At 36.2% G+C, this 12,505-nt stretch carries 13 protein-coding genes and 5 tRNA genes; all 18 read right to left on the minus strand.

What is annotated here, in order from left to right; translation table 11 throughout:
- Nucleotides 1-34: 34 nt before the first annotated feature.
- Nucleotides 35-3,844: a DNA-directed RNA polymerase subunit beta gene (gene rpoB / locus YQ22_RS03210; protein ID WP_058106006.1), complete on the minus strand. Its 3,810-nt coding sequence runs from the start codon at nt 3,842-3,844 to the stop codon at nt 35-37.
- A 132-nt stretch (nt 3,845-3,976) separates the two neighbouring features.
- Nucleotides 3,977-4,354 (minus strand): 50S ribosomal protein L7/L12, encoded by a 378-nt coding sequence (gene rplL, locus YQ22_RS03215; RefSeq protein WP_058106005.1) that lies wholly within the window; start codon nt 4,352-4,354, stop codon nt 3,977-3,979.
- Between the two features lie 51 nt (nt 4,355-4,405).
- The gene (gene rplJ, locus YQ22_RS03220; protein ID WP_058106004.1) at nt 4,406-4,921 is read right to left on the minus strand and encodes a 50S ribosomal protein L10; all 516 of its coding nucleotides are present in this window, start codon (nt 4,919-4,921) and stop codon (nt 4,406-4,408) included.
- 25 nt (nt 4,922-4,946) lie between these two features.
- Complete coding sequence (rplA, locus tag YQ22_RS03225) at nt 4,947-5,636, minus strand: 50S ribosomal protein L1 (RefSeq protein WP_058106003.1); 690 nt, start codon at nt 5,634-5,636, stop codon at nt 4,947-4,949.
- Nucleotides 5,637-5,654: 18 nt separating this feature from the next.
- Nucleotides 5,655-6,092 (minus strand): 50S ribosomal protein L11, encoded by a 438-nt coding sequence (gene rplK, locus YQ22_RS03230; protein WP_058106002.1) that lies wholly within the window; start codon nt 6,090-6,092, stop codon nt 5,655-5,657.
- Between the two features lie 79 nt (nt 6,093-6,171).
- Nucleotides 6,172-6,723 (minus strand): transcription termination/antitermination protein NusG, encoded by a 552-nt coding sequence (nusG, locus tag YQ22_RS03235; RefSeq protein WP_058106001.1) that lies wholly within the window; start codon nt 6,721-6,723, stop codon nt 6,172-6,174.
- A 7-nt stretch (nt 6,724-6,730) separates the two neighbouring features.
- Entirely contained in the window at nt 6,731-6,919 is a 189-nt protein-coding gene (secE, locus tag YQ22_RS03240) for a preprotein translocase subunit SecE (RefSeq protein WP_058106000.1), read from the minus strand.
- 56 nt (nt 6,920-6,975) lie between these two features.
- Nucleotides 6,976-7,048 (minus strand) — tRNA-Trp (locus tag YQ22_RS03245).
- Between the two features lie 97 nt (nt 7,049-7,145).
- Nucleotides 7,146-8,333 carry an elongation factor Tu gene (tuf, locus tag YQ22_RS03250; RefSeq protein WP_058105999.1) on the minus strand — a complete coding sequence of 396 codons (1,188 nt, stop codon included), beginning with the start codon at nt 8,331-8,333 and terminating at the stop codon, nt 7,146-7,148.
- Nucleotides 8,334-8,388: 55 nt separating this feature from the next.
- Nucleotides 8,389-8,460, minus strand: a tRNA-Thr gene (locus YQ22_RS03255).
- A 71-nt stretch (nt 8,461-8,531) separates the two neighbouring features.
- Nucleotides 8,532-8,604: transfer RNA gene (locus YQ22_RS03260), tRNA-Gly, on the minus strand.
- A gap of 45 nt (nt 8,605-8,649) precedes the next feature.
- A tRNA-Tyr gene (locus YQ22_RS03265) sits at nt 8,650-8,731 on the minus strand.
- 27 nt (nt 8,732-8,758) lie between these two features.
- Nucleotides 8,759-8,832, minus strand: a tRNA-Thr gene (locus YQ22_RS03270).
- 103 nt (nt 8,833-8,935) lie between these two features.
- Entirely contained in the window at nt 8,936-9,238 is a 303-nt protein-coding gene (hpf, locus tag YQ22_RS03275) for a ribosome hibernation-promoting factor, HPF/YfiA family (protein WP_058105998.1), read from the minus strand.
- Between the two features lie 45 nt (nt 9,239-9,283).
- A complete protein-coding gene (locus YQ22_RS03280) occupies nt 9,284-10,177 on the minus strand; it encodes a tyrosine-type recombinase/integrase (RefSeq protein WP_071340052.1) in 894 nt (297 codons plus the stop codon).
- Nucleotides 10,178-10,266: 89 nt separating this feature from the next.
- Complete coding sequence (rpsU, locus tag YQ22_RS03285) at nt 10,267-10,461, minus strand: 30S ribosomal protein S21 (protein ID WP_058105996.1); 195 nt, start codon at nt 10,459-10,461, stop codon at nt 10,267-10,269.
- Between the two features lie 101 nt (nt 10,462-10,562).
- Nucleotides 10,563-11,732 carry an acyl-CoA dehydrogenase family protein gene (locus YQ22_RS03290; protein WP_071340053.1) on the minus strand — a complete coding sequence of 390 codons (1,170 nt, stop codon included), beginning with the start codon at nt 11,730-11,732 and terminating at the stop codon, nt 10,563-10,565.
- A gap of 10 nt (nt 11,733-11,742) precedes the next feature.
- Nucleotides 11,743-12,495, minus strand: coding sequence for a ComEA family DNA-binding protein (locus YQ22_RS03295; RefSeq protein ID WP_232231301.1), 753 nt, complete (start codon nt 12,493-12,495; stop codon nt 11,743-11,745).
- Nucleotides 12,496-12,505 lie beyond the last annotated feature (10 nt).

Here is a 12,505-nt window from a genome sequence, read left to right on the forward strand (position 1 = left end):
TTTTACTTAATAGTCTTCAATACTAACTATTGAACTATTCTTCCAGTCTAATATCCAAACCTAGTCCCTTAAGTTCGTGCATTAAAACGTTGAAAGATTCTGGTAAACCAGGCTCTGGCATTGTTTCTCCTTTAACAATGGATTCATAAGTCTTAGCCCTTCCGATTACATCATCGGACTTAACCGTAAGTATCTCACGTAAAGTTGCAGATGCACCATAAGCTTCTAATGCCCAAACCTCCATTTCACCAAATCTCTGACCACCAAACTGAGCTTTACCACCCAATGGTTGTTGTGTAATTAGAGAGTATGGTCCAATTGAACGTGCGTGCATCTTATCATCTACCATGTGACCAAGTTTCAACATATAGATCACACCTACTGTTGCAGGTTGATCAAAACGTTGACCGGTTCCACCATCGAATAAGTAAGTATGTCCGAATCTTGGAATACCCGCATCATCTGTATACTTGTTTATCTCTTCTAAAGTTGCCCCATCAAAAATTGGTGTAGCATACTTTCTTCCAAGCTTAAGACCAGCCCAACCTAAAACTGTTTCATAGATTTGACCAATATTCATACGAGAAGGTACACCTAACGGATTCAATACAATATCAACTGGTGTTCCATCTTCCAAGAAAGGCATGTCTTCGTGACGAACGATTCTTGAAACAATACCTTTGTTACCATGACGACCTGCCATTTTATCACCAACTTTAAGCTTACGCTTTTTGGCGATATACACCTTAGCAAGTTTCATAATACCAGCAGGCAATTCATCACCAACAGATATAGTAAACTTATCTCTTCTTAAGTTACCTTGTAAATCGTTAAGCTTAATCTTATAGTTATGAAGAAGATCAGCTACCAATGCATTTGTATCTGCATCCGTTGTCCAACTACCACCTACTAAGTGAGCAAAATCATCAACAGAATTCAACATTTTCATTGAATACTTCTTACCCTTAGGTAATACTTCTTCACCTAAATCATTAAGAACACCTTGAGAGGTCTTACCATTTACTATAGTAAATAATTTCTCAACAAGAATATCTTTTAATTCTTGGAATTTCACTTCGTATTCCAATTCTAATTTAGATAGTTCTTCTTTATCTTCAGAACGTTTTCTCTTATCCTTTACTGATCTAGAGAATAATTTCTTATCAATAACAACACCTCTTAAAGAAGGTGATGCTTTTAATGAAGCATCTTTTACATCACCAGCTTTGTCACCAAATATGGCACGTAATAATTTTTCTTCAGGAGTTGGATCAGACTCACCTTTTGGTGTAATCTTACCAATTAGAATATCACCAGGCTTAACCTCTGCACCTATTCTAATCATACCATTTTCATCCAAGTCTTTTGTAGCCTCTTCAGAAACGTTAGGTATATCATGTGTAAGTTCTTCCGCTCCTAATTTAGTATCCCTAACTTCTAGAGAATACTCATCAACATGAATAGATGTAAAAATATCTTCACGTACAACTTTCTCTGAAATTACAATTGCATCCTCAAAGTTATACCCCTTCCATGGCATAAATGCAACGGTTAAGTTTCTACCTAATGCTAATTCTCCTTTTTCAGTTGCATAACCTTCACAAAGAACTTGTCCTTTCTTAACTCTATCACCTACTTGTACAATTGGCTTCAAGTTAATGTTAGTACCTTGGTTGGTTTTTCTAAACTTCACCAAGAAATAAGTCTTGCTATCTTCTTCGAAACTGATTAATCTTTCCTCATCAGTTCTATCATATTTGATAGTGATTTTTTGAGCATCAACATACTCAATAACCCCATCTCCTTCAGCATTGATCAATACTCTTGAATCTGAAGCAACTTGACGTTCAAGACCTGTACCAACAATTGGAGATTGTGGTTTCAACAAAGGAACTGCTTGACGCATCATGTTAGACCCCATCAAAGCCCTGTTTGCATCATCATGTTCCAAGAACGGAATCAAGGAAGCAGAAATTGAAGCAATTTGATTAGGAGCAACATCGGTATATTGAATTTCCGATGGATCCACAACTGGGAAATCACCTTCTTCCCTTGCAATTACTTTTTCCGCATCTATAGTACCATCTTCCTTCATTGGAATGTTAGCCTGAGCTATTTTCATCCCTTCTTCTTCCTCAGCACTTAAATAAGTATAGTTTTTGTAGTCTACTACTGAATTCTCCACTTTTCTATAAGGAGTTTCCAAGAATCCCATTGGGTTTACTTTCGCAAACACCGACAATGAAGATATCAAACCAATGTTTGGACCTTCAGGAGTTTCAATAGGACATAAACGACCGTAGTGTGTATAGTGAACATCACGAACCTCAAAACCTGCACGCTCTCTTGATAAACCACCTGGACCTAATGCCGATAATCTTCTTTTGTGTGTAATCTCTGCCAATGGATTCGTTTGATCCATAAACTGAGATAATTGGTTCGTACCAAAGAAAGAATTAATTACTGAAGACAACGTCTTCGCATTAATCAAATCAATTGGTGTAAATACCTCATTATCACGAACGTTCATACGCTCACGTATTGTTCTTGCCATACGCGCAAGACCAACACCAAACTGAGAAGATAATTGTTCACCAACAGTTCTTACACGACGGTTAGATAAGTGATCAATATCATCAATTTCAGCTTTTGAGTTTATTAACTCAATTAAATATTTTATAATAGTTATGATATCTTCTTTAGTCAAGACTTGCTTGTCCATTCCAATATCCAACTGTAATTTTTTGTTCATTCTATAACGACCAACTTCACCTAAGTTATAACGTTGATCAGAAAAGAATAATTTATCAATAATACCACGTGCCGTTTCCTCATCTGGCGGCTCCGCATTACGTAATTGACGATAGATATGCTCAACGGCTTCTTTTTCAGAATTCGTTGGATCTTTCTGTAGTGTATTGTGAATTATAGCATAATCTGACTGAGCATTATTCTCTTTATGTAATAGAATAGTTTTCACATCGGCATCAATGATTTCAGCTATATGCTCCTTTTCTAAAATAGTATCACGATCAAGAACAATCTCATTACGCTCAATAGATACTACTTCACCAGTATCCTCATCAACAAAATCCTCATGCCAAGTGTTCAATACTCTTGCCGCTAATTTACGACCTAGTACTTTTTTAAGACCGGCATTAGAAACCTTCACCTCTTCAGAAAGGTCAAAAATCTCTAATATATCCTTATCACGTTCAAAGCCAATAGCCCTAAACAAAGTAGTAACCGGTAATTTTTTCTTTCTATCGATATAAGCATACATTACGCCGTTGATATCGGTAGCAAATTCTATCCAAGATCCTTTAAAAGGAATTACTCTTGCAGAATATAATTTTGTCCCGTTTGCATGGAAAGACTGACCAAAGAAAACCCCTGGAGATCTATGCAATTGAGAAACTACAACTCTCTCAGCACCATTGATAACAAAAGTACCACTAGGTGTCATATAAGGAATTGTACCTAAGTAAACATCTTGTACAATAGTTTCAAAGTCTTCATGCTCTGGGTCTGTACAATATAATTTTAAACGAGCTTTTAAGGGAACGCTATAAGTAAGACCACGTTCTATACATTCTTGGATAGAATATCTAGGTGGGTCAATGAAATAATCAAGGAATTCCAATACAAACTGATTTCTGGTATCAGTAATTGGGAAATTTTCCATGAAGGTGTTATAAAGACCTTCATTACCTCTTTCATCTGATTTAGTCTCAAGTTGAAAAAAGTCTTGGAAAGATTTAATCTGAATATCTAAGAAATCCGGATAGTCCGGTGTGTTTCTTGCAGAAGCAAAGCTTATTCTTTCAGTATTATTTGTGAACATCTACGGACAGTGTTTTGATCGTGAGTACTAGTTGGGTTGTATACTTCTCAATATACCTAATTCTATAAAAAGGCTTAGGTCTAAACGCAAAAAGCGCAAAGACCTAAACCAAAAGTAATATGGTTGTTGCTATTATTTAAGCTCAACTTCTGCTCCAGCTTCTTCCAATGATTTTTTGATACCTTCAGCTTCGTCTTTAGTAACACCTTCTTTAACAGCTTTTGGTGCGCTATCAACGATATCTTTAGCATCTTTTAATCCTAAACCAGTTAATTCCTTAACTAATTTTACAACTGCTAACTTAGAAGCACCTGCTGCTTTCAAAATAACATCGAATTCAGTTTTTTCCTCTGCTGCTTCACCAGCTTCACCACCACCACCGGCAGCTACTGCTACTGCTGCTGCTGCAGGCTCAATACCGTACTCTTCTTTTAATATATCAGCTAACTCGTTTACTTCTTTAACTGTCAAGTTAACTAATTGTTCTGCGAAATCTTTTAAATCTGCCATTTTCTATCGTTTAATAAAATTTTTAAAATATACTTAGTTTATTGTGCGTACTTATTTTTCAGATAATGTTTTAAGGATACCAGCGATTTTACCACCACCAGACTTAAGTCCAGAAATAACATTTTTGGCTGGAGATTGTAACAATCCGATAATCTCACCAATCATCTCTTCTTTAGACTTAATGCTTACTAACGCATCCAAGTTCTCATCACCTATGTAAATTGCTTCTTCAACAAAAGCTCCTTTTAATAAAGGTTTATTAGATTTTTTTCTAAAATTCTTTATCAATTTTGCCGGAGCGTTAGCTACATCTGAAAACATTAAAGAAGTATTTCCTTTTAACGTTTCAGGTAATTCACCAAATTCTTTTTCAGAAGCCTCCATTGCTTTAGCAAGCAATGTGTTTTTAACTACAGCCAGTCTAATATTAGCTTTGAAACAAGCTCTTCTTAAATCAGAAGTTGTACCTGCATCTAAACCAGAAATATCAGCCACATAAATAGTGGCACTATCTGCCAACTGCGTAGTCAAATCTTTTATAACCGTTGCTTTTTCTTCTCTTGTCATACTATTAATTTTTAACTACCAGCTGTTAAACTGACTTTGGATCTAATTGCAAACTAGGACTCATAGTGCTAGACATGAAAATAGTTTTCATGTAAACACCTTTTGCCGCAGTTGGCTTCATCTTATTCAAAGTATCTAACAACTCCTTAGCATTGTCCGCTATTTTATCAGCAGAAAAAGAAGCCTTACCTATCGCAGCATGTACGATACCTGTTTTATCAACTTTAAAATCTATTTTACCTGCTTTAACTTCAGATACAGCTTTTGCTACATCCATAGTTACAGTACCTGTTTTTGGATTAGGCATTAAACCTCTAGGTCCTAATACACGACCTAACGGTCCTAATTTACCCATTACGCTTGGCATTGTGATAATAACATCAACATCTGTCCAACCGCCTTTAATTTTTTCCAAATACTCATCTAACCCAACATAATCAGCACCTGCTTCTTGAGCCTCCGCTTCTTTATCTGGGGTTACCAAAGCCAAAACCTTTACATCTTTACCAGTTCCATGAGGTAATGTTACCACACCACGAACCATTTGATTAGCTTTTCTTGGATCTACACCCAAACGAACCGCTAAATCTACTGATGCATCAAACTTTGTATTGGTAATTTCTTTTATTAAAGCAGAAGCTTCTGTAACAGAGTATAGTTTATCTTTCTCTATTTTAGAATGCGCCTCCTTTTGCTTCTTCGTTAACTTTGCCATTTAATTACTTTTAAGATTTTAAAAAGGTCTTTTACCAGCTACCTTCATACCCATTGAACGTGCAGTACCAGCAATCATACTCATTGCCGATTCAACTGTAAACGCATTAAGGTCAACCATTTTATCTTCGGCTATCGCCTTGATTTGGTCCCAAGTAACACTACCTAATTTTACTCTGTTAGGTTCGCCAGATCCTTTTTTAATCTTAGCCGCTTCCAATAGCTGAATTGCCGCCGGTGGTGTTTTTACAACGAAGTCGAAAGACTTATCTTTGTAAACGGTGATAACAACTGGTAATACTTTACCTGGTTTATCCTGCGTACGAGCGTTGAACTGCTTACAGAATTCCATAATGTTAACACCAGCAGCACCTAAGGCGGGTCCAACCGGTGGCGATGGATTCGCTGCACCTCCCCTAACTTGTAGTTTAACTACTTTACCTACTTCTTTTGCCATTGTTTAAAATTAAATTAAAAGCGTGTTTACGGAAGCAACACTACTTTAATTATATGTATGTAACACTTAATCTAAATTCTTAAATCTTCTCTACTTGCATATAGCTAAGCTCCAATGGTGTTTTTCTACCAAAAATCTTAACCATAACCTCTAGCTTGCGTTTTTCTTCGTTAATTTTCTCAACAGTTCCATTGAAGCCATTAAAAGGACCATCAATTACCTTAACCGTTTCACCAAAAACAAATGGAATTGCAACACTATCCGTATTCACAGCTAACTCATCTACTTTACCAAGCATACGGTTAACCTCATTTTTCCTCAAAGGAACAGGATCTCCCCCTTTAGTTTCCCCTAAAAACCCAATAACATTGGTTATTGAACGTATGATATGCACCATCTCCCCACCTAAATTGGCTTTGATCATGATATACCCAGGAAAATACACCCTTTCTTTATTAATTTTCTTGCCGTTTCTAATCTGAACCACCTTTTCAGTAGGAACAAGAACATCCTCTAAATAGTCTGAAAAACCATGACGCTCTACTTCACTTTCAATGTATCCTTTGATTTTATTCTCTTGACCACTTACAGCTCGTACAACGTACCATTTTTTCTCTAAAACCTCTGACATAGTCCTATTAGTTTAAAACGTAGTTGAAATATGCTTTTATCACTTTACTAAAGACCGTATCTACACCCCAAGTAGCCAAAGCAAAAAGGATAGAAAACACAGCTACAACAACCATCAAATTAGATGATTCTGCACGTGAAGGAAGAGTAACATTATTCCTTAACTCTTCAACGGATTCTTTTATATATGTGAACATTTAAATACTGTTTTACAATTTCAACAAATAGGATTATTCATCCAAATTCTATTGTGCACGGGAGGAGAGACTCGAACTCCCGACACCTGGTTTTGGAGACCAGTGCTCTACCAACTGAGCTACACCCGTATGAACGGTGAACCAAATCACCAATTCTATTATTTGCATGTAAAGGTGTCCCGCTTGAGCAGAACACCCTTATACACAATACTCTTTTAAGACTAAATTAATCTATAATCTTAGTAACCTGACCAGCACCTACTGTTCTACCACCTTCACGGATAGCGAAACGTAAACCTACGCTTAACGCGATTGGCTGAATCAACTCAACTGTAATCGTAAGGTTATCACCCGGCATTACCATTTCAACTCCAGAAGGTAAAGAAATGTTACCTGTCACGTCAGTAGTTCTTACGTAGAACTGTGGACGATAGTTATTATGGAATGGTGTGTGACGACCACCTTCTTCTTTTTTCAATACGTAAACCTCAGCTTCAAATTTAGCATGTGGCTTTACAGAACCTGGCTTACAGATTACCATTCCACGGCTAATTTGAGATTTTTCAATACCTCTTAACAAGATACCTACGTTATCACCAGCTTCACCTCTATCTAATATTTTACGGAACATTTCAACCCCAGTAATAGTAGAGTTCAATTTCTCAGCACCCATACCAATAATCTCAACAGGATCACCAGTGTTTGCAATACCAGTTTCTATACGACCAGTAGCAACAGTACCACGACCAGTAATAGTAAATACATCTTCAACTGGCATTAAGAAATCCTTATCAACATCTCTAGCAGGAAGTTCGATCCAGTTATCAACAGCTTCCATCAACTCCATAACCGTATCAACCCATTTTTGCTCACCGTTCAATGCACCTAATGCAGAACCAGCGATCACAGGACCATTATCACCATCATACTCATAGAAAGAAAGTAATTCTCTTACTTCCATCTCCACCAATTCGATCAACTCAGCATCATCAACCATATCCACTTTGTTCATGAATACAACGATTCTTGGAATACCTACCTGACGACCTAAAAGGATGTGCTCACGAGTTTGAGGCATAGGACCATCAGTAGCAGCAACAACCAAAATAGCACCGTCCATCTGAGCAGCACCAGTAACCATGTTCTTTACATAATCCGCGTGACCAGGACAGTCAACGTGTGCATAATGACGGTTAGCTGTAGAATACTCTACGTGAGAAGTGTTAATTGTAATACCTCTTTCTTTTTCCTCAGGAGCGTTATCGATAGAATCGAAACTTCTCAATTCAGAAAGACCTGCATTTGCCAAAACAGTAGTAATAGCAGCAGTCAATGTAGTTTTACCGTGATCCACGTGTCCAATAGTACCTATATTTAAGTGCGGTTTGGAACGATCGAAAGTTTCCTTTGCCATGTTTAATGTATTTTAATCTTAGTTTATATTAGTGTACAAATTTATACCTTAATTGAGCCAATGACGAGATTTGAACTCGTGACCTCTTCCTTACCAAGGAAACGCTCTACCCCTGAGCTACACCGGCGTAAAGTGTTGAATCTACCAAATAGCAGATTCCTGCCTTCGCAGGAATGACATTTCTGTCAAAATTTATAGAGCGGGAGACCGGGTTCGAACCGGCGACATTCAGCTTGGAAGGCTGACGCTCTACCAACTGAGCTACTCCCGCTTATAATATTACAATATTTCAATAAAACCCTTTAAAAAAAATTTGTGGGGAGAGCAGGATTCGAACCTGCGAAGACGTAGTCAGCAGATTTACAGTCTGCCCTCGTTGGCCGCTTGAGTATCTCCCCTCAAACTATTATTTTAAAGAACTTCAGAGCCGATGGAGGGACTCGAACCCACGACCTGCTGATTACAAATCAGCTGCTCTAGCCAGCTGAGCTACATCGGCTTATTTCACGACTTTTTCTGTCATAAAAAAGCCCGCTATTTCTAACGGACTGCAAATGTATAGTATTTTTTATTTATTCAAAACAAATTTTGAAAAATTTTTCTCAAACTTGTAATCTTAATTTCTGCTTTTGTTTTATTAGCCTGCGTTCCAGCGAACTACAAGCTGAATCCACAGCCTCCTCAAATGACTTACATTGCTTTTTTACCACAAATTTATCTTTAGGTACAGAAATTTTAATCTCAACTATCTTATTCTCCTTTGCACTTGTATTTTCCACTTTCATATAAACATCAGAGCTAATTACCTTAGAATAAAAGGTTTCCACCTTATCAAGTCTGTTTTGAAGAAAATTTATCAATTTTCTGTCTGCATTAAAATTTACCGATTGCGTATTTACTTTCATAGTCAGGAAATTTATAGGCCTTAAGAATTTAGCCAGATTAAACATTTATTTTTTATTTCCCCTTGGATGAGCTTTAGCATGCACTTTCTTCAATTCAGCAATACTATTATGCGTATACACCTGGGTTGACGCCAGACTAGAATGACCCAATAATTCTTTGACCGCATTTAAATCTGCACCTTTATTCAAAAGATGTGTTGCAAACGTATGCCTAAGAATATGCGGACTCGTTTTCACCTTTGAGGAAACCTCTCTAAAATACTTTTTTATTAATCTATAAACAAGTGTTTCATATAATTTATTACCTGACAAAGTCAAAAACATATATGAACCGTCATTAATTTCCTTTAAACCCTTTCTGTTATCCAAATAAATCTTAAACTTTTCCTTTGTTTCTAAAAGCATTGGCACAAGCCGTTCTTTATTTCTTTTACCCAGCACCTTTATGGTCATATTCGCAAAATCTACATCTGACATTTTTAAAGAAATAACCTCTGCCCTACGCATACCAGTAACATAAAGAACATGTATTAATAATTCATCCCGCGCCCCTTCAAAATCATCAGCATATTCAATTTCAGATAATACTTTCTCCATCTCAAGCTCAGAAAAAGGAATCTCTATCTTTTTTGCTGTCTTTAATGCTCTGTGCATACTCAAAGGACTAACAGTAGTCACATCAATTTTTTGAAGGAATTTAAAATACGCCTTCAATGATGAAATTTTCCTATTTATTGTCCTATTATCAATCTGCTTTTCAGACAATTCTACTATCCAATGACGAATTAAAACATATTCTACCGTATCAATATCTTCAATCTCATAATTGGCCCCACAAAAATTCTTAAACTCCAGAATATCATTTTGGTACGCCTTAACCGTATGTGCAGAGTATTTTTTCTCTAATGTGAGGTATGATATAAATTCTGATAAATACATTACCTAAAGGTATCAAAGTTTTAAATTACTTGAATATGGAGCAAAAAAAATCCCGCAATTTGCGGGATTTTTATTTTCTAAAACAAAGCCTAAACTTCTTCTTGATCTCTTAGACCTTGAATATATTCTGCTTTTTGTATCTGTGCTCTACGCTCAACTGAAGGTTTTGTGAACTGTTGACGCTTACGCAACTGTCTCATTGTACCTGTCTTATCAAACTTACGCTTGAAACGCTTTAAAGCTCTATCGATGTTTTCTCCTTCTTTTACTGGTATTATTAACATGGGCTACAACCTCCTTTCTTTATGATTAAGGCTGCAAATATACTAACTATATTTAAATGGGCAACCTTTAATCTATTTTTTAAACTTTTAAATTTCTAGAACTATACCGTAGCCGGCTTATATTCTTTCTTATCAATGATAATCTTAGAAATTATTTCCCTTAATATTTCAGATGTTCCACCACCAATAGGTCCTAACCTGCTGTCTCTAAAATTTCGTGCCATGGGGTAGTCCTCAATATACCCGTAACCACCTAAAAATTGCAAACACTCATAAGCAACCTCATCTGCAACCTTAGTGGATTTCAATTTTGAAATAGTGGCTTCTTTCACCACATATTGCCCCTTATCCAATTTATAGGCTACTGAGTAATTATACTCTTTACACATATCTATATCCGCATAAAGATCAACTACCCTATGCCTTAACGCTTGAAATTGATTGATAGATTTACCAAACGCCTCTCTTTCTGACATATAATTCAATGCATACTCCAAAACATGCTCAGAACGGGCATGGGCATTTACCCCCATGATCAACCTTTCTAATGAAAAGTGCTCCATTATATAAGAAAAGCCCATATTTTCAACACCCATTAAATTCTCAACAGGTATTTTAACATTATCAAAAGCCAATTCTGCAGTATCGGATGCTCGCCAACCCAGTTTATTCAACTTATTAGCCGTTACACCTTCACTATTTCTATCTACTGCAAATATGCTTATTCCTTTATTCCCTAATTCAGGATTTGTTTTAGCCGCAACAATCATATAATCCGCATAAACCCCATTAGTAATAAAGGTCTTAGAACCATTTAAAACATAATGATCACCTTTTTTAATTGCAGTTGTTCTCATTGCAGCTACATCACTACCACCAAAAGGTTCAGATATACATAAACAGCCAATTTTATCACCATCTACACTTGGACGCAGATATTTTTCCTTTAAAAAAGAATCTGCCTCTTTGTTCAAGTGGGTCATTGCCAAATATGCATGTGCCCATATTGCCGCCGCAAATCCTCCAGAATTAATTTTCTGAAGTTCCTCTAACAGTATAATAGTATAAAAGAGATCAAGTCCAAGTCCACCATCTTCTTCAGGAGTTGCCAAACCAAAATAGCCCATATCCCCAAACTTCTTCCAAATAAACCTTTCTATAGTCCCTGTTTCTTCCCACCTGTCTATATGGGGAACTACTTCTTTTTGTAAAAAATCTTTAAGGCTGGCCCTAAATAATTGATGTTCTTCGGTGAAGTACATACTTTGCATAGCGTTATTTTTATAATGACAAATATAAGGCAATTCTATCAATACGCTCTATAGGAAAATTTTCTATTTTTGATAATTCGTTCAAAGAATTGATACTTCCGTTGAGATTACGATAATTTACTATGCTTTCTGATACGTGTTTTTGAAGATATATCAATTTTGACAATTCTGAAGCAGTTGCAATATTTACGTTAATTTTCACGATTTTTGGTTTACTGATCACCCTGAACTCTTTCAAAATTCTTTTTACCACATCTTTTTCAAGACCATAAACATCATACAATTGCTCATCGATTAAAAAACCACCCAACCTATCTCTAAATTTTATAATCCTAGCAGACAATTTCTCACCAATTCCACTTATTTTCTGCAAGTCTTGCGCAGTAACAGTGTTTAAGTCCTTCAAAGTTATTTTATTTACATTTACAGATTCAATAGAATTAGACTTATGAGTAGATTTAGGTTTAGCATTTTGTGTCCATTCCGGAAACTTGAAATCCTTAGAGATTACATTTAATAAGGAATCTGAAACCTTGGTAACCTCCTGAAACTCTTCCGCTGAATTCACAAACTTATTTCGCTTTCTATAATCATGTAGCCTATCAATCTCTTCTATTGTCATACCCAAAGAATATCCTTTAAAATCAGTAATAAAATTAGGATTAAATGGGTAGACACGCTCCTTATTATTCTTTGCTGCTATGGTTTTTAGAGAATCTACCTGGACCTGAAGGGAATTTTCTAAAATTAAAGGACCTGACACTTTTGAAGAA

Origin of the sequence: Maribacter sp. 1_2014MBL_MicDiv (assembly GCF_001865655.1) — a bacterium.
In the GTDB taxonomy this organism is placed as follows: Bacteria; Bacteroidota; Bacteroidia; order Flavobacteriales; family Flavobacteriaceae; genus Maribacter; species Maribacter dokdonensis.

What these genes read in the sequence shown, in the direction of transcription:
- rpoB (WP_058106006.1), bottom strand. Translation starts at nt 3,844, where the DNA reads ATGTTCACAAATAATACTGAAAGAATAAGCTTTGCTTCTGCAAGAAAC.
- rplL (WP_058106005.1), bottom strand. Translation starts at nt 4,354, where the DNA reads ATGGCAGATTTAAAAGATTTCGCAGAACAATTAGTTAACTTGACAGTT.
- rplJ (WP_058106004.1), bottom strand. Translation starts at nt 4,921, where the DNA reads ATGACAAGAGAAGAAAAAGCAACGGTTATAAAAGATTTGACTACGCAG.
- rplA (WP_058106003.1), bottom strand. Translation starts at nt 5,636, where the DNA reads ATGGCAAAGTTAACGAAGAAGCAAAAGGAGGCGCATTCTAAAATAGAG.
- rplK (WP_058106002.1), bottom strand. Translation starts at nt 6,092, where the DNA reads ATGGCAAAAGAAGTAGGTAAAGTAGTTAAACTACAAGTTAGGGGAGGT.
- nusG (WP_058106001.1), bottom strand. Translation starts at nt 6,723, where the DNA reads ATGTCAGAGGTTTTAGAGAAAAAATGGTACGTTGTACGAGCTGTAAGT.
- secE (WP_058106000.1), bottom strand. Translation starts at nt 6,919, where the DNA reads ATGTTCACATATATAAAAGAATCCGTTGAAGAGTTAAGGAATAATGTT.
- tuf (WP_058105999.1), bottom strand. Translation starts at nt 8,333, where the DNA reads ATGGCAAAGGAAACTTTCGATCGTTCCAAACCGCACTTAAATATAGGT.
- hpf (WP_058105998.1), bottom strand. Translation starts at nt 9,238, where the DNA reads ATGAAAGTAAATACGCAATCGGTAAATTTTAATGCAGACAGAAAATTG.
- YQ22_RS03280 (WP_071340052.1), bottom strand. Translation starts at nt 10,177, where the DNA reads ATGTATTTATCAGAATTTATATCATACCTCACATTAGAGAAAAAATAC.
- rpsU (WP_058105996.1), bottom strand. Translation starts at nt 10,461, where the DNA reads ATGTTAATAATACCAGTAAAAGAAGGAGAAAACATCGATAGAGCTTTA.
- YQ22_RS03290 (WP_071340053.1), bottom strand. Translation starts at nt 11,732, where the DNA reads ATGCAAAGTATGTACTTCACCGAAGAACATCAATTATTTAGGGCCAGC.